Annotated in this window: 11 protein-coding genes; 7 read left to right on the top strand and 4 right to left on the bottom strand. The window is 64.0% G+C overall.

The features are described 5' to 3' along the window. The first annotated feature begins 172 nt into the window (after positions 1–172). From AC1Q7H_RS27610 to AC1Q7H_RS27580, 7 genes are all read left to right on the top strand, one after another. Positions 173–1,399: an IS110 family RNA-guided transposase gene (locus AC1Q7H_RS27610; RefSeq protein ID WP_492381937.1), complete on the top strand. Its 1,227-nt coding sequence runs from the start codon at positions 173–175 to the stop codon at positions 1,397–1,399. Positions 1,400–1,678: 279 nt separating this feature from the next. Further along, entirely contained in the window at positions 1,679–2,062 is a 384-nt protein-coding gene (locus AC1Q7H_RS27605; protein ID WP_492381936.1) for a hypothetical protein, read from the top strand. 96 nt (positions 2,063–2,158) lie between these two features. Further along, complete coding sequence (locus tag AC1Q7H_RS27600; RefSeq protein WP_492381935.1) at positions 2,159–3,493, top strand: TolC family protein; 1,335 nt, start codon at positions 2,159–2,161, stop codon at positions 3,491–3,493. Continuing rightward, positions 3,490–4,980, top strand: coding sequence for an efflux RND transporter periplasmic adaptor subunit (locus AC1Q7H_RS27595; protein WP_492381934.1), 1,491 nt, complete (start codon positions 3,490–3,492; stop codon positions 4,978–4,980). The genes AC1Q7H_RS27600 and AC1Q7H_RS27595 overlap by 4 nt, the downstream gene beginning before the upstream one ends. A 17-nt stretch (positions 4,981–4,997) precedes the next feature. Continuing rightward, positions 4,998–8,177: an efflux RND transporter permease subunit gene (locus AC1Q7H_RS27590; RefSeq protein WP_492381933.1), complete on the top strand. Its 3,180-nt coding sequence runs from the start codon at positions 4,998–5,000 to the stop codon at positions 8,175–8,177. 60 nt (positions 8,178–8,237) lie between these two features. Then, a complete protein-coding gene (locus AC1Q7H_RS27585) occupies positions 8,238–8,372 on the top strand; it encodes a YHYH domain-containing protein (protein WP_151023078.1) in 135 nt (44 codons plus the stop codon). A gap of 434 nt (positions 8,373–8,806) precedes the next feature. Next, positions 8,807–8,935 carry a hypothetical protein gene (locus tag AC1Q7H_RS27580; RefSeq protein WP_492381932.1) on the top strand — a complete coding sequence of 43 codons (129 nt, stop codon included), beginning with the start codon at positions 8,807–8,809 and terminating at the stop codon, positions 8,933–8,935. Between the two features lie 467 nt (positions 8,936–9,402). Here the strand turns inward: AC1Q7H_RS27580 and AC1Q7H_RS27575 are convergent, their stop codons facing one another. Genes AC1Q7H_RS27575 through AC1Q7H_RS27560 form a run of 4 tightly spaced genes read right to left on the bottom strand, consistent with a single transcriptional unit; the run spans position 9,403 to position 15,789 of the window. After that, positions 9,403–9,741, bottom strand: a complete 339-nt coding sequence (locus AC1Q7H_RS27575; RefSeq protein ID WP_492381931.1) for a copper-binding protein — start codon at positions 9,739–9,741, stop codon at positions 9,403–9,405. Beyond that, complete coding sequence (locus AC1Q7H_RS27570) at positions 9,741–12,908, bottom strand: efflux RND transporter permease subunit (protein WP_492381930.1); 3,168 nt, start codon at positions 12,906–12,908, stop codon at positions 9,741–9,743. Before AC1Q7H_RS27570 ends, AC1Q7H_RS27575 begins: the two co-directional genes overlap by 1 nt. Continuing rightward, positions 12,905–14,485, bottom strand: coding sequence for an efflux RND transporter periplasmic adaptor subunit (locus AC1Q7H_RS27565; protein WP_492381929.1), 1,581 nt, complete (start codon positions 14,483–14,485; stop codon positions 12,905–12,907). The genes AC1Q7H_RS27570 and AC1Q7H_RS27565 overlap by 4 nt, the downstream gene beginning before the upstream one ends. Then, the gene (locus tag AC1Q7H_RS27560) at positions 14,482–15,789 is read right to left on the bottom strand and encodes a TolC family protein (protein WP_492381928.1); all 1,308 of its coding nucleotides are present in this window, start codon (positions 15,787–15,789) and stop codon (positions 14,482–14,484) included. Before AC1Q7H_RS27560 ends, AC1Q7H_RS27565 begins: the two co-directional genes overlap by 4 nt. Between the last annotated feature and the right edge of the window lie 47 nt (positions 15,790–15,836).

The raw sequence follows: 15,836 nt of genomic DNA, 5'->3' as shown, positions 1-15,836 counted from the left end.
AACGGCAACGAGGTCGGCTTGCGCTTGGTGCCCCGAGCCCGTTTAGTAGTTGGACCCGCAGCCCTGCGAGCACCCCGAATTGCGACCACGGGTGGTGACACCCCGGAACGCGCCTAGTAGATTTCGACGACGAGGGCTGCTGCCGATGCCATTGACTCTGGCAGGAGGCTCCATGCAAGTACTCTTTCCCCGCTGCGCCGGCCTCGACGTGCACAAGGACACCATCGTGGCCTGTGTGCGCTGCGTCTCGGCGCCCGTGCACCATGAAGTACGCAGCTTTGACAGCACCACCGCCGGCCTGCTGGCGCTGGCCGACTGGCTGGCGCTGCACGGCTGCACCCATGTCGCCATGGAAGCCACCGGCGTGTACTGGAAGCCGGTGTGGCACATCCTCGAGGGCAACTTCGAACTGGTGCTGGCCAACGCCCAGCACATCCGCAACGTGCCTGGGCGCAAGACCGATGTCAACGACGCGATGTGGATTGCCGATCTGCTCGCCCACGGCTTGATCCGCTCCAGCTTCGTGCCGCCGGCGGCCATTCAGGAGTTGCGCGATCTCACCCGCACCCGCAAGCAACTCGTGCGCGAGATCTCCCAGCACAGCCTGCGCATCCAGAAAGTGCTCGAAGACGCCAACCTTAAGCTGGGTAGTGTGCTCTCGGACGTGCTCGGACACAGCGGTCGGGCCATGCTCAAGGCGATCGTCAATGGTGAGGACGATCCCGAGCGGCTTGCCGCCCTGGCCCAAGGCAACGCCCGAAAGAAGAGCGCGGAATTGCGCGAGGCGCTGCGCGGGCGCATTACCGAACACCACCGCACGATGCTCAAGCTGCACCTGGACATCATCGGCGCCCTGGAGCACACCCTCGCCGAGCTCGACGCCGTCGTGGGAAAAGCGCTGACGCCGATCCGACAGCGCGCCCGCCTGCTGACCACGATCCCCGGGGTTAGCGACTTGACCGCCCAGGTCCTGTTGGCGGAGATCGGCGTCGACATGACGCGCTTTCCCGATGCTGGCCATCTGGTGTCCTGGGCCGGCCTGTGCCCGCGTAATGACGAGAGCGCCGGCAAGCGGCGCAGTACCCGGGTGCGCAAGAGCGGCACTTGGCTCAAAACCGCCCTGGTCACCGCCGCTTGGGCCGCGGTGCGCGTCAAGACCAGCTACCTGCGTGCCCAGTTCCTGCGGCTCAAGGCACGGCGCGGCGCTAAGAAAGCCATCCTCGCGGTGGCTGCTTCTATGCTCACGGCCGCCTACCACATGCTCCGGGATGGCGTGGAGTACGCCGACCTTGGCCCTGACTACTTCAATCGCCACGACGCCAACAAAACCATCCGCCGACTGCTCAAACGCCTTGCCGATCTCGGATGTCATGTGGATCCCATAGCTCATGCTGTCTAGCGCTTCCTAGTAGCAGGAATCCGCCAAGGCCCAGGCCGCTGCCCAGGTACGACAGTCCCGCCAGCAACAGCGGCGAGACTGAGCCCATGAGGGTCTTGGCCAGCGGCGTGCTTGCGCCGAACAGGAGTGCGGCAGCGAGCGCCGGGGCGGCGGAACGAACGGACATGTCAGCAATGTCATGGGGGAATGGTTGCCTATTGTCGCGCGTTTGCGGAGAATACGGGCCTGTTATCCATATTGCGAGTGCAGCGGCCTTCCCGTGGCACCGCTTGCTGGTTCGTGCAACGCCTTGTCTCGCGCTTCGCCGTCCGTCTGGTCACGCTGCTGTTCGTCCTGAACTGCGGCGCGACCTTGGCTGCGGCGCCTGCATGGCTCCACCACGAAATGGAACACGCACTGGAGCACGCGCACGGCGCTGCCGGGCTGGATGGCAACGCCGACCTCGGCCAGCAACTCGCCGCTGAAGTTGCCATGCCCGATCATGACGACGATTTCGGCATTCCACATGGCGCACTGCATGCCTTCGCCCAACTGCCTGCCACGCTGCATCCGCATGCGCCCCTGGTGATTGTGGAGCGCACGGGGACACCGCCATCGCGTACCGCGGCAGATGCCCCGACCGACCAGCCTCCTGGTCTTCCCTTCAAGCCGCCCCGAGTCTGACCCCGCCAGGCGCTTCCTTCTGCGCCGTCCAAGCCTATCTGCTGACGCGGCTTGCCCACGTCGGCGGCCCATTCCTGTCGTTTAACGAGTTCCGACATGGTCGCATTTCCGTGCCCACGCGGCCGGCGCGCGGCAACGGCAGCTGCGTTTCTCCTGACGCTCCAGCCGTGCGCTTCGCATGCCCAGCCGTCTGATGCCGGCATCGGCGCTGCCACACCCGCAGCCTCGGTTTCCGCACAACCCGCATTGACGTTGCAAGCCGCGCAAAACCGCGCGCTGGCAGCGAATCCTTCACTCCTCGCCGCCGAGAAGGAGCGGCTTGCCTGGGATGGCACGGTTCGCCAGGCCGGGGCCTACGCGAATCCCGAACTCTCCCTGGAGGGCGACGAGTTGCGCAGCGATAGCCGCACCGAGGCGATCCGTCTGATTCAGCCCATTGATGTAAGCGGCAAGCGACGCGCCCGTGCCGCCGTAGCCGAGGCAGGCAGGGACCGGACCGGTGCCACCCTGGCGGCCAGGCGCAGCGAACTGCGCGTCATGGTAGCCACCGCCTTTGTATCGCTGCAGGAGGCCGAGGCGCTGGAGCGCCTGGCGGGCCAGAAGCTGGAAACCATCGAGTTGTTCCGGAGTGCAGTTGGCCGCCGCGTGGATGCGGGCAAGGTATCGCCGATCGAGCGGGAGAAAGTCGGCTCGGATGCGGGAGGCGCTCTCATCGAGGCGCAGGACGCGAGGCAACGGACTGCGCTGGCCCGCAGGCGTCTGGCCAGCTTCTGGGCTCGCACCGATGCGCCGGATTTCACCACGGTCAGCGGGCCTTTTGGCGAGGAGGGAGCGTTCCCGAATCGCCAGATCGTTTTGAACGCCTTGTCGCAGCGCCCGGAATATCAGGCACGGCAGCAAGCCATCCGTGAGCAAGAGGCCCGTCTCGACCTGGAGCGCGCTCGCCGGGTCGGCGACGTTACGGTTGCCGCGGGCGTCAAGCGGGTCCACCAGGCCCCCGCGTTTGGGCAGCCCACCGCGCAGAATACGTTGATGCTAACCGTCGGCATCCCCTTGCCACTGTTTGACCGGAACCAGGGGAATATCTACGAGGTGACCCAGCAGGTAGACCGGGTCCGCCTGGAAGCCGATGCCACACGCGACCAGCTGCAGTTCAGGGCGCTCGAGCTGTCTGACGGCATCGCGCTGGCGGCCAGTGAACTCAAGACCCTGCGCGGGGAGGTACTTCCCGCCTCGCGTGAAACGGCCCGTGCAGTCATGAAAGGCTATGAGTTCGGCAAGTTTTCCTACCTGGAAGCACTGGACGCGCAGCGCGCCCACTTCCGCAACGAAGCTCAGTACATCGCCGCCGCCGCGCGATACGAGCGCCTGAAGAACGAAATCCTTGAATTTGCCGGTAGCCCGGCGGCCAACCCGGGAGCGCAACCATGAACACCAAATCCGCTGTCGCCCTGGCTGTGGCGACGCTCCTCGTCGGTTCCATTGCCGGCTTTCAACTCGGACACCGCAATGCAGGCAGCTCGCATCAGTCCACTCAAGCTGCCCATGGCTCCGCGGCGCCAGCCGCGGAAGAGGCCCAGCGCGGCCCTCACGGCGGGCGCCTGCTCGAGGACGGGGCGTTCCAGGTAGAAGTCACGATCTTCGAGCAAGGCGTCCCTCCACAGTTCCGGCTCTATGTGTATGAGAATGGCAAGCCGCTGCCGCCCAAGGCTGCGCAAGCGGCAATCTCACTGCAACGCCTGGGCCGGCCGGCCGAGCCCATCGCTCTCCATGCCGAACGGGACTATCTGCGTGGCGACAAGACCGTGGTCGAGCCGCACTCGTTCGATGTAACCGTGTCCGCCGACCACAATGGCAAGACGTCGCGCTGGCGATATGCGCAGGTCGAAGCGAGGGTCGAGATGGGCGACGCGCAGTTGAAGGAGGCGGGCGTCAATGTACTGACCGCGGGGCCAGTCCGCATTCGTTCCGTCCTTGAGCTGCCCGGCGCGATCAAGCCCAATGGCGACCGCTTCGTCCCGCTGCTGCAACAGTTCAATGGAACCGTGGTCGCGGCACCCGTCGGGGAAGGGCTGCATGTCAAGCGTGGAGACATCCTGGCGGTCGTGGAAAGCCCTGAAGTCGGCGACCTGCGTAGCGCGCTTGCCGTCGCTCGAGACAAGGCGGAGCTGTATCGGAGAACACTCGAGCGGGAAGAAAAGCTCTTTGCCGAGCGCATTTCGCCGGAACAGGACGTGCTCGCAGCGCGGCAAGCCTATCGCGAAGCCCAGATCACCGCAAACGCCGCTGCACGTAAGCTGGAGGCGATGCGCGTGACCGCTGGCGGCGGCGCCAACGTCGCCCGGGTCGAACTGCGCGCCCCCATTGACGGCGTGGTCACGGGGAAGTCAGTAGCGCCGGGCCAGGCCGTCGACGCCGGCACCGTCCTGATGTCAGTCGCGGACACTTCCACGGTCTGGGTCGAGTTTCCCATCTATCCGAAGGACATGGCCGCCGTGCGCCCCGGCCAGGCTGTCGTCATCAAGGCGAGCGACGGCGAGACCGAGGCGCAGGGGAAGGTAGAGGCAGTCAGCGCGGTCGCCGGCGAGCAGACGCGCACGGCCATGGCGCGCATTGTCCTTCCCAATCGCGAGGGTGCGTGGCGTCCGGGCACTCTGGTCAATGCTGTGCTGACCACCGACGAGCAGGAAGTCGCCGTCGCGGTGGACAAGAGCGCGATACAGACGGTGCGTGACTGGAAGGTCGTGTTTGGCCGGTACGGGCAATACCTCGAAGCTCGCCCGCTCGAGCTTGGGCGTAGTGACGGGAAGATGGTGGAAGTGATCGAGGGCCTGTCAGCCGGCGAGAAGTACGCGGCCGGCAACAGCTTCACCGTGAAGGCCGAGCTCGGCAAGGCCGGCGCGACACACGACCACTGAGGCTACGGGAGTCCGCCATGTTCGACAGATTGCTTCAATTCTCCATCCGGCGCCGCTGGCTTGTGATGCTGTGCGTCCTCGCCCTGGTCCTGGTCGGCGTCGCAAGCCTCCTGAGGCTGCCCATCGACGCGGTGCCTGATATCACCAATGTGCAGGTGCAGATCAACACGCGTGCGGAGGGATATTCACCACTAGAGGTCGAGCAGCGCATCACCTTCCCCATCGAGACGGTAATGGCCGGCCTACCGGGTCTTGAGGCCACGCGCTCGGTCTCGCGCTACGGGCTGTCCCAGGTGACCGTGACCTTCAAGGACGGTACCGACATCTATTTCGCCAGGCAGCTCGTCAACGAGCGGATAACCGAGGCCCGTGAGCGGCTGCCGGCGGGCGTCACCCCGGCGATGGGGCCGATCGCGACCGGCCTGGGCGAAATCTTCATGTACACGGTGAAAGCTCGACCCGGCGCTCGCAAGGAGGATGGCTCCGCCTATACCCCGACCGATTTGCGCGAGGTCCAGGACTGGATCATCCGGCCGCAGTTGCGCACGGTAAAGGGTGTCACCGAGGTGAACTCCGTTGGTGGCTTTGTCAAACAGTTCCATGTGACCCCGGACCTGACAAAGCTGGCCGGATTTGGCCTGACCCTTTCGGATGTCTCGCGTGCGCTCGCGGAGAACAATGCCAATGTCGGCGCCGGATACATCGAACGCCAGGGCGAGCAATACCTGATTCGGTCGCCCGGACAGGTGACGTCCCTGGACGACCTGTCTGCCATCGTCATCGAAACTCGCGGCAGCACGCCGATCCGCATCGGCGATGTCGCCACGGTGCATCTGGGCCAGGAGCTGCGTAACGGTGCGGCGACGGAAAACGGTCAGGAAGTGGTGCTGGGAACGGTGTTCATGCTGATCGGCGAGAACAGCCGCACTGTTTCGTCCGCCGCCGCCGCCCGGCTTCAGGAAATCAATGCCAGCCTGCCCGGCGGCATAGTCGCGGAACCCGTGTACGACCGGACCACTCTGGTGGACCGCACGATCAATACCGTCAGCAAGAATCTGCTTGAGGGGGCCGCGCTCGTCATCGCCGTGCTCTTCGTACTACTCGGCAACCTGCGCGCCGCGGTCATCACCGCAATGGTGATTCCGCTCTCCATGCTGTTCACGATCACCGGCATGGCGAGCAACGGCATCAGCGCCAACCTGATGAGCCTCGGGGCGCTAGATTTCGGCATCATCATCGACGGTGCCATTGTCATCGTCGAGAACTGCATCCGACACCTCGCGGACGAGCAGCGCCGGATGGGCCGCCCGTTGACCCGCGACGAACGCTTTGCCCTGGTATTCAAGTCTTCGCGCGAGGCACGCAAGGCCATTCTCTATGGGCAACTCATCATCATGGTGGTCTACCTGCCGATCTTTGCCTTGACCGGCGTCGAAGGAAAGATGTTCCATCCGATGGCGCTCACGGTCGTGCTGGCGCTCGTCGGCGCCATCATTCTGTCGGTGGTCTTCGTGCCTGCCGCCATCGCCATGTGCCTGACCGGGAGCATCAAGGAGAAGGAGGGCAGAGTCTACGCCGCGATCAAGCGCTTCTATGCACGGCAACTCGATCGCGCGTTGGGCAGGCCAGTTCTTACCCTCGGGATCGCCGGAGCCATCCTTGCCGGAAGTGCGGTGCTTGCGGCAAGGATGGGGTCGGAGTTCATTCCCAGTCTCAACGAAGGGGACATTGCCTTGCATGCCCTGCGGATTCCGGGCACCAGTCTGTCCCAGGCAATCCAGATGCAGGAGGCGCTGGAGAAGCGCATCAAGGCGTTTCCGGAAGTGGACCGCGTCTTCGCCAAGATCGGAACGGCCGAGATCGCGACTGACCCGGTACCACCCAGCGTGGCCGATAACTTCGTCATCATGAAGCCGTCGTCCGAGTGGCCGGACCCGCGCAAGCGCAAAGAGATTCTGGTTGCAGAAATGGAGCAGGCTGTTGCCAGGATTCCTGGCAACAACTACGAGTTCACCCAGCCCATCCAGATGCGATTCAATGAACTCCTGTCTGGCGTGCGTGCCGACGTTGCGTTCAAGATCTTTGGCGATGACATGGAGACCCTGGAGAGCCTGGGCAAGCGCGCCGAGGCGCTAATGGAATCCGTGCCGGGCGCCGCAGACGTCAAAGCTGAGCAACTGACGGGCTTGCCTGTGCTGTCGGTGAACTTTGACCGGCAAAAGCTCGCGCGCTACGGTATTTCCCTGGCCAGTGCACAGCGGGTGGTGAATGCAGCTATCGGCGGGCAGGAAAGCGGCACCTTGTTCGAAGGCGACCGGCGCTTCGATATTGTCGTGCGCCTGCAGGAGCAGGTTCGCTCCGACCCGGACAAATTGCGCATGCTGCCACTTCCCGTGCCGGGCGGAGCCGCGCGCTATGTGTTGCTTGGGGAGGTAGCCACGCTGGACGTGACGCAAGGTCCCAATCAGTTGAGCCGCGAGAACGGCAAGCGCCGGGTGGTCGTGACGGCAAACGTTCGCGGCAGGGACCTGGGCTCGTTCGTCCTCGAGGCGCAAGCGAAGATTGCCGGCGGCATCAAGTTGCCTGCAGGCTATTGGTCTAGCTGGGGCGGTCAGTTCGAGCGGCTGGAGTCCGCTGCCAACCGGCTCAGGATCGTGGTCCCCGTCGCCCTTGGCCTGATCTTCCTGCTGCTGTACAGCATGTTTACCAGCGTCAAGGATGGCCTGTTGGTCTTTACCGGCGTGCCGTTTGCATTGACGGGGGGTGTCATTGCCCTGTGGCTGCGCGACATTCCCTTCTCCATCTCCGCTGGCGTGGGCTTCATCGCGCTGTCTGGGGTGGCGGTGCTCAACGGTCTGGTGATGATCTCTTTTGTCCGCCAGCTCCGAGCCGAGGGGACGCCACTTGACGAAGCGGTCAGAAATGGCGCGTTGCTTCGCCTGCGGCCGGTGTTGTGCACCGCGCTCGTGGCTTCGTTGGGCTTTGTACCGATGGCGATCGCCACTGGTGCGGGGGCCGAGGTGCAACGTCCACTCGCCACGGTCGTCATTGGCGGCATCCTGTCTTCGACGTTCCTGACCCTGCTTGTCCTGCCATTGCTCTACAGATGGGCGTATCGGAACGAGGCGGAAGAACGCTCGCAAGCAGGGCGTCTTGCCCGTGACATTGCGCCACCTTTGGGGGGTGTGGGAGATTAGGCCCCACGTGCTATGGTCCGGGAGCCGGCATAGAACCGGCTTACCAACGGGAGAAGAAAGATGAAGAAGCTTGCGACGGGAATCATGGCATTGGCGCTGTTTGCAGCAGTTGGCGCTGCGAATGCCCACAGCGGTGGCACAGACAGGCAGGGTTGCCACGTGGACCACAGTACTGGCATTCGCCACTGTCATTGAGACGGTTGAGCACCTTCGCGGAGGTGCTCAAAGCCTTTGCCTCTCTGGTTCACAAGCCGGCTGAAGCGCCGGAAGTGGAATGGAGTCATACGGATCGGATTGGGCGCTACGAGGAACCACCCCGGCTGTGCAGCCAGTGCCGTGTTGGTTGGCGCACAGTAGGCGAGGGACGCGTGGCCTCACGCACAGCGGGCGCGTCGTAAGGGAGCGGCAAGGGCATTCTTTCCGCGCCGCAGCCACGGATGCCGTCGACAAACTGATCGGCAATGACGGTGCCGTGAATTGTGTCCAGGCATCCAGGCCACTCCTCTGGCCGGCCAGCGATGGCCCCGCATCCGGCCTGCCAGGTGACCAGAGGTCGTTCTTGTTGCCGATGTTAGTAAATGCCTTGACTAACTTTGCCGGCATCAACTTGGCATTAGGAGAGACAAAGCATGAACAAATCGTCAATTTGGAAAGTCATCTTGATTGTGTGCGCTGCCATTGGCGTGCTTGCCATCCTTGGTGTGGTAGGCATGCTTTTGATGCATCAGCGCATGATGGGTGGCCTGCGCTGTTGCTAGCCCGGATGCAAGCAAAGTAGCGGCGGCGCCTGGGCACCGACGTCGCCCATACGATGATGATTCAATGGAAGCCCCCACCCGTGCGCGCCGTTGCGACAAGCAGGTAACCCGTGGACGAGCCCTTCCCGACCGCTATTTACGCCGTCTCGTCGATCTCCTGGTGCGCTTGCGCGAGACCGTGCCATGCTGGTTGCGGGTTCGCCGGCGAGAGCCGTGCTGTCGTCGCAGATACCAAGCAAACAGTCCGAGCATACCAAGGATGATGGCCAGTGAGCTCAGGACGACGATGAGGACATCGTGGGGCAGATCAAACGGGGGGCGGCGCACGGTCTGATTTGATTCGGATCTGGCTAGCCAGGATCGTTGCGCAATGGCGCCAATGGCTACCGGCGTGATGTTGCTAGGTCATGCCGGAAGGTCAGGTCGCGCACGGCCGCCGGCGGCGAACCGTGCGCGCATGGCGCGGATTACTTGCGCTGCATGTCAACGACCGTCGGCGCGCCATCCACCTTGTCGAAGGTCACCGACACGGCATCGCCTTCCTTGAACTTGCTAAGCGATGCGCGATCCTTGACCGGAAACGCCATCGTCATGCCGGGCATGCCCAGGTTCTCGATCGGGCCGTGCTTAAGCGTGACCTTCCCGGCTTGCGCATCGATTTTCTTGATTTCTGCGGGCACCGGCCGAGCCGCGTGTTGCGAGGCGGACGGTGCCTTCATCTCCATGCCGTCCATCGAACCCGCGGCGAACACGGCCGGCGAGGCAGTGATGGCCAGGGCGGCCGCGAGGGTCTTGAGGTGTTTCATTACGATTCCTCCTGAGGTGTGAGGTTGGGGGAAAGAGAAGTCTGCTTGAGATGGCGGCGACGTAGCAGCAGATACACCGCCGGCACCACGAACATCGACAGCAGCGGCGCCGTCACCATGCCGCCGACCATCGGGGCAGCGATGCGCTGCATCACTTCCGAGCCAGTGCCGTGCGACCACATGATGGGAAGCAGGCCGGCCAGAATCACAGCCACGGTCATCGCCTTCGGGCGCACACGTAGCACGGCGCCTTCCTGGATGGCATCGAGCAGGGCCGCAAGACTACTTTGTCCATCTTCGATTCGTTCCTGCCAGGCTTGTTTCAGGTAGAGCAGCATGATGACGCCGAATTCCGCAGCGACCCCGGCGAGCGCGATGAAGCCAACAATCCCCGCTACCGACAGGTTGTACCCCAGCAGATAGAGCAGCCAGAAACCGCCGATCAAGGCCAGCGGCAGGGTTCCCATGATGAGCAGCGCCTCATCCAGGCGGCCGAATACCAGGTATAGCAAGACGAAGATGATCAGCAGCGTGAACGGGACCACCACCTTCAGCTTGGTGGTGGCGCGCTCGAGATACTCGAATTGCCCCGACCAGCTCAGCGAATACCCGGCAGGCATCGGCACTGCTTTTGCAACTGCCGCTTGCATGTCTTGCACGGCAGAACGCAGGTCCCTGCCGCGAATGTCGACGTAGATCCACCCGGAGAGCCGCGCATTTTCGCTACGGAGCATGGGCGGCCCTTGCACGACCTGGATGCGTGCAACATCGGCCAGCGTGATCTGCAGCCCCTTGTCGGTCACGATGGGCAGGCTGCGCAATTGTTCGATGGAGTCCCGATAGTCACGCGGATACCGCACATTGATAGGAAAGCGAGCGAGCCCGTCGACCACTTCGCCGACGTTTTCGCCGCCAATGGCCGACGATACGATTGCCTGAATGTCTTCGATGTTCAGGCCGTACCGACCAGCAACCGCCCGGTCGATATCGACATCGATGTACCGGCCGCCAGTGAGCCGCTCGGCCAGCGCGGAGGTGACGCCGGGAACCGACTTGACGGCCTCCTCGATGCGCGTTGCCAGGCGATCGATTTCCTTTAGGTCCGTACCGGCGACCTTGATCCCAACTGGGCTCTTGATGCCGGTCGCCAGCATGTCAATGCGGTTGCGGATCGGCGGCACCCAGATGTTGGACAGGCCGGGCACTCTGACGACCCGATCGAGCTCCTCCACCAGCTTGTCGGTAGTCATGCCAGCACGCCATTGGTCCTTAGGCTTGAACTGGATAGTAGTCTCGAACATTTCGATCGGCGCCGGGTCGGTCGCGGTATCGGCGCGGCCCGCCTTGCCATACACCGTTGCGACCTCCGGCACGGTCTTGATGAGCCGATCGGTCTGCTGCAGTAGCTGGGAGGCCTTACCTGCAGAGAGACCTGGCAACGCGGAGGGCATGTAGAGCAGATCGCCTTCATCCAAGGGCGGCATGAATTCGCCGCCAATGCGCATAATGGGCCACGCGGTGGCGACGAGCAGCACGGCGGCGACTGCCAGGGTGGTCTTGGGATACGTGAGCACCTTGCCGAGCAGCGGCTGGTAGCCACGAATCAGCCAGCGATTGAGCGGATTGGCCTGCTCCGACGGGATCTTGCCGCGGATCATGTAACCCATCAACACTGGTACCAAGGTGACGGAAAGTCCCGCTGCGGCTGCCATGGAATAGGTCTTGGTAAAGGCGAGCGGCGAAAAAAGACGGCCCTCCTGCGCCTCCAGCGTGAACACCGGAATAAACGACAGCGTGATGATCAACAGGGAGAAGAAGAGGGCAGGTCCGACTTCGGCAGCAGATTCGCCGATGACGCGCCAACGCTCATGCTCGCCGAGGTCGCGCTGCGGGTTGTCGGCATGCCAGTGCTCGAGATGTTTGTGCGCGTTCTCGATCATGACCACCGCGGCATCAACCATCGCGCCGATGGCGATGGCGATGCCACCCAGCGACATGATATTGGCGTTCACGCCTTGATAGCGCATCACCAGGAAGGCGGCCAGCACGCCCAGCGGGAGCGAGACGATGGCCACCAGCGCCGAGCGCAGATGAAAGAGAAACACCAGGCAGACCAGCGCAACGACCGCGAATTCCTCGATCAGCTTGGTGGTGAGATTGTCCACTGCCCGTTCGATCAGCGCCGACCGATCGTAAGTCGTGACGATCTCGACGCCCTTGGGCAGGCTCTTTTGCAAGGTGGCGAGCTTGGCCTTGACCGCTTCAATAGTTTCCAGGGCATTCTTGCCTGAGCGCAGGACGATGACGCCACCAGCCACTTCGCCCTGACCATTCAGTTCGGCAATGCCACGCCGCATCTCGGGGCCGAGTTGCACGGTGGCAACGTCGCCCAGCCGTACTGGGATGCCGGCGTCGCTGGTGACGAGCGGAATCTGGCGAAAGTCGTCCAGCGTTTTCAGGTAACCGGTCGCCCGAACCATGTACTCCGCTTCACCCAACTCCAGCACCGAACCGCCAGTTTCCTGGTTGGCACCCTTGAGCGCTGCGAGCACCTTGGCTTGTGACAGGTTGTAGGCGCGCAGCCGATCCGGCATCAGCACGATCTGGTATTGCTTGACCATGCCGCCAAGCGAAGCCACTTCAGCGACGTTGGGCAGGGACTTGAGCTCGAAACGTAGGAACCAGTCCTGTAGCGCCCGTAGCTGGCTAAGGTCATGCTGGCCGGTCTTGTCAACCAAGGCATACTCATAAATCCAGCCGACGCCGGTTGCATCGGGGCCGAGCGCGGGCTTGGCCGCTGCCGGCAGCCGCGATTGCACCTGATTCAGGTACTCGAGCACGCGCGAGCGCGCCCAGTAAAGGTCGGTCCCGTCTTCGAACAACACATAGACATAGGAGTCACCAAAGAACGAGTAGCCGCGCACGGTCTTGGCGCCGGGTACGGATAACATGGTCGTGGTGAGCGGATAGGTGACCTGGTTTTCCACGATCTGTGGTGCCTGGCCTGGGAACGGCGTGCGGATGATCACCTGCACATCGGACAGGTCCGGGAGGGCGTCAAGCGGTGTGCTCTGTACCGCCCAAAGTCCCCACGCGGTGACCATGACGGTGGTGAGCAGCACCAGGAACCGATTGCGGATGGACGCGAGGATGAGCCGGGCAATCATGGCTTGGCTCCTGCAGTGGCGTCGGCGGTCTCAACTGCGGAGAGGGTTGCCACGCCGTCGCTATCCAGGCGGAAGCGGAATCGGACCCGGTCCCCGGGCTTGAAACCTTTGGGCATGCCGGCTGGCGGCGCGCCAAACTCCATCGTCATGGCGCCCCACTGCGCCGAGGGAATGGCACCATGGGAGATCGTCATGCTCTGTTCGGTGAGGGCCTCGATCCGGCCGACGCCTTGATGCTCCGGCCCGGGCGCCGCAGCGGTGCCAGGCGCGGACGCACCGGCTGCGGAGGCGGCCGCAGGCGCGGTCATGCGCTGTGCCGTGCCGCGCAGGCTTGCCTCCGAGTCGATCAGAAACTGTCCTGATACGACCACTTTCTGACCCGCTTTGAGCCCTTCAATGACTTCGGTTTGACCGCCCGCCGCCGCGCCGGTCTTGACCTCCACCGGGCTGAAGCCGCCTTGGCCGGATGCCACCATGGCGATGGTGCGCGCGCCGGTGCGAATCAGCGCCTCGGTTGGCACGAGCACACGATCTGGCCCTGAGGCGGCGTCGTCAAAGCGCACCGAGACAAACATGCCGGGCAACAGCTGACGCGCCTTGTTCTGCAATTCGATGCGCACCTTGACCGTGCGGGTACCCACGCTGATATCTGGCAGGATGGCATCGACCTTGCCTGACAACGTCTGGCCGGGCAAGGCTGCGGCCGTGGCCGACACCGTCTGCCCGGGCCGCAACGGGGCGGCCTGGCTCTCTGGCACCTCGGCGATGACCCATACGGTCGCAAGGCTCGCGATGCGAAAGAGGGTTGTCCCCGGCGAGACCGTCATGCCATCGCGCGCCCCGATTTCCGTGATGATGCCGTCCACCGAACTGGTGATCGTCAGCCGCGGCTGCAGTTTGCCGGTGGACTGGACCAACCGGATATGGCTCTCGGTCATGCCCACCTGACGCATGCGCGCAATGGCGGCCTCACGCAGATCGCGCTGGAGGCTGCCGTCCATCCGGCTCACGGCCAGATATTCCTCCTGCGCGGCGACCCATTCCGGCGCATAGATTTGCGCCAACGCTTGACCTTTGCGGACCGGATCGAGGGTGGTCCGGGCATACGCGTGTTCCACGAACCCGCTGGTGCGCGCCTGGAGCACTTCGATGCCGCGTTCATTGATCGCGACATTGCCCGGGACCTGCAAAGCGGCCTCCAGCCGACCGGTCTTGACCTCGGCCGTGCGAATGCCAAGGTTCTGTGTGACGCGGCTGTCAATCGTGACGGCCGCACCGCCGCTGGCTTCTTCGTATACCGGCGACAACGGCATGTCCATGTACGGTGACTTGCCCGGCTTGTCAAAGCGCTGTCCTGGCACCATCGGGTCATGCCAGTAGAGGATGCGCTTGCCAGTTTTCGGGTCGATATCGCCCGCCTTGAGCGCGGCACCGCTGGCGCCGCTCGTGTCCCTGCCAAAGCTCGCCGATGCGGGCGACTGCTGGCGCCCTTGCTGTTGACCGAGGAAATAGGCCGCTCCAACGCTTGCCACCACCATCAGGCCTGCCACCGTCCGTGCGATCGTGGTCTTGTTCATGGTTGAGCTCCTTGCAGTGACGTGGGCTGGGCTGCCGTGGGTAATGGCATCAGGAAAGCCAGATCCGCCCAGAGTCGGGCGGTAGCGGCTTCAAGCTTGAGGCGCTCGAGCGAAATATTGAGCGCCTTGCGACTGGCATCGGCGACGGCGGTCAGGGTGCCTGCGCCCGCGCGATAGGCGGTCAGGGCCGCTTCGGTCTGGGCCTTAGCCAGTGGCACGGTGGTGTTCCGATAGCGCTCGAGCCGCGACTGGCTGAGCGACAGCTCCGCCTGCTTGCCACGCAACTGTCCGATCAAGCCGCGGCGTATGACCTCGGCTTGCGCGCGCGCGGCGTCGGCCTGCGCCAGCTTTGCGGCGAGTTCCCGATCCTGGCGCTGCTTCTGGTCCCAGGGAAGCGGCAGTGAGACGTTGAGAGAAACCATGTTGGAGTAAGCGGGGCCACGCTGGCTGTACATCAGTTCCACGCTCACATCCGGGATCTTGTTCTCCCGGGCGACGCGGCTTTCGGCCTCGGCGACGCCGACCTGGGCCTCGGCCGCCGCCACGTCTGGTAGTTGCGCCACGCCGTCGGCCTCCAAGGTGTTGAGCCAAGCCGGCGCCTCGAGCGCCGGGCGTTCGGTCAGCGGGCGCTCGGCCGCCTGGCCCACCCAGCGGCGCAGCATCGCACGGGCTGATGCCAGCGCCGCGCGAGCCTCGTCTTCGCGATCCTGCAGTTGCTGGAGTTCCAGTTCGGCGGCCACGATGTCGGCACGGGAGCCGCGGTTGCCGCGATAGGCGGCCTGCGCCGCGTCTACCATCAACTGGATGGAGTGCGCCTGTTCGGAGAGCACACTGTAGGCGCGCTCGGCATACCAGCGGTCCAGCCAGGCCGTCGCGGCGCCGCGCTGCACCGTGGCGAGCGCCGCCGTACGCTGGGCCTCCGCCGACGACGCCTCGGCTTCGAAGCGCTGGGCGCGAGCCTCACGCTTGGCCGATCTCGTGAACTCCTGCATCAGGCTGATCGAGCGCATCGTCATCGATTCCGTGCCGAGGGAAAACCGGTCGGGTCCGTTCGCCGGTACGTTATTGACACCGACTTTGAGCACCGGATCCGGCAATTGCCGGCCAGCGACCGCCATCTCGATGGCGGACTGGACCGCCGAGCGCGATGTTTCGGCGTCCGACGAGCCGGAAGACGCGAGGGCTACCGCTTCCTGCAAGGAGAGTGCGGCCGCCGGTTGTGCCCATCCGGGATGGGCAGCGGCCAACAGCGTAAGGGCGAGCGTCAGCCGGCACCCATACGCAAAGGGAGAACGCAAATGCATAAAGCCTCCGCAAAGCAACGACCACCCTGAACACCATGGTTCAGGGC

The sequence above is a fragment of the Cupriavidus sp. GW823-FHT06D04 genome (assembly GCF_058795055.1).
Note: the sequence above shows the minus strand (reverse complement) of the source record. Positions and strands in the feature narration are given on the sequence as shown.

Excerpts from the sequence above, each read along its gene's own strand:
- AC1Q7H_RS27580 (WP_492381932.1), top strand. The coding sequence starts at position 8,807 with ATGAACAAATCGTCAATTTGGAAAGTCATCTTGATTGTGTGCGCTGCC.
- AC1Q7H_RS27595 (WP_492381934.1), top strand. The coding sequence starts at position 3,490 with ATGAACACCAAATCCGCTGTCGCCCTGGCTGTGGCGACGCTCCTCGTC.
- AC1Q7H_RS27600 (WP_492381935.1), top strand. The coding sequence starts at position 2,159 with ATGGTCGCATTTCCGTGCCCACGCGGCCGGCGCGCGGCAACGGCAGCT.
- AC1Q7H_RS27575 (WP_492381931.1), bottom strand. The coding sequence starts at position 9,741 with ATGAAACACCTCAAGACCCTCGCGGCCGCCCTGGCCATCACTGCCTCG.
- AC1Q7H_RS27565 (WP_492381929.1), bottom strand. The coding sequence starts at position 14,485 with ATGAACAAGACCACGATCGCACGGACGGTGGCAGGCCTGATGGTGGTG.
- AC1Q7H_RS27570 (WP_492381930.1), bottom strand. The coding sequence starts at position 12,908 with ATGATTGCCCGGCTCATCCTCGCGTCCATCCGCAATCGGTTCCTGGTG.
- AC1Q7H_RS27590 (WP_492381933.1), top strand. The coding sequence starts at position 4,998 with ATGTTCGACAGATTGCTTCAATTCTCCATCCGGCGCCGCTGGCTTGTG.
- AC1Q7H_RS27610 (WP_492381937.1), top strand. The coding sequence starts at position 173 with ATGCAAGTACTCTTTCCCCGCTGCGCCGGCCTCGACGTGCACAAGGAC.
- AC1Q7H_RS27560 (WP_492381928.1), bottom strand. The coding sequence starts at position 15,789 with ATGCATTTGCGTTCTCCCTTTGCGTATGGGTGCCGGCTGACGCTCGCC.
- AC1Q7H_RS27585 (WP_151023078.1), top strand. The coding sequence starts at position 8,238 with ATGAAGAAGCTTGCGACGGGAATCATGGCATTGGCGCTGTTTGCAGCA.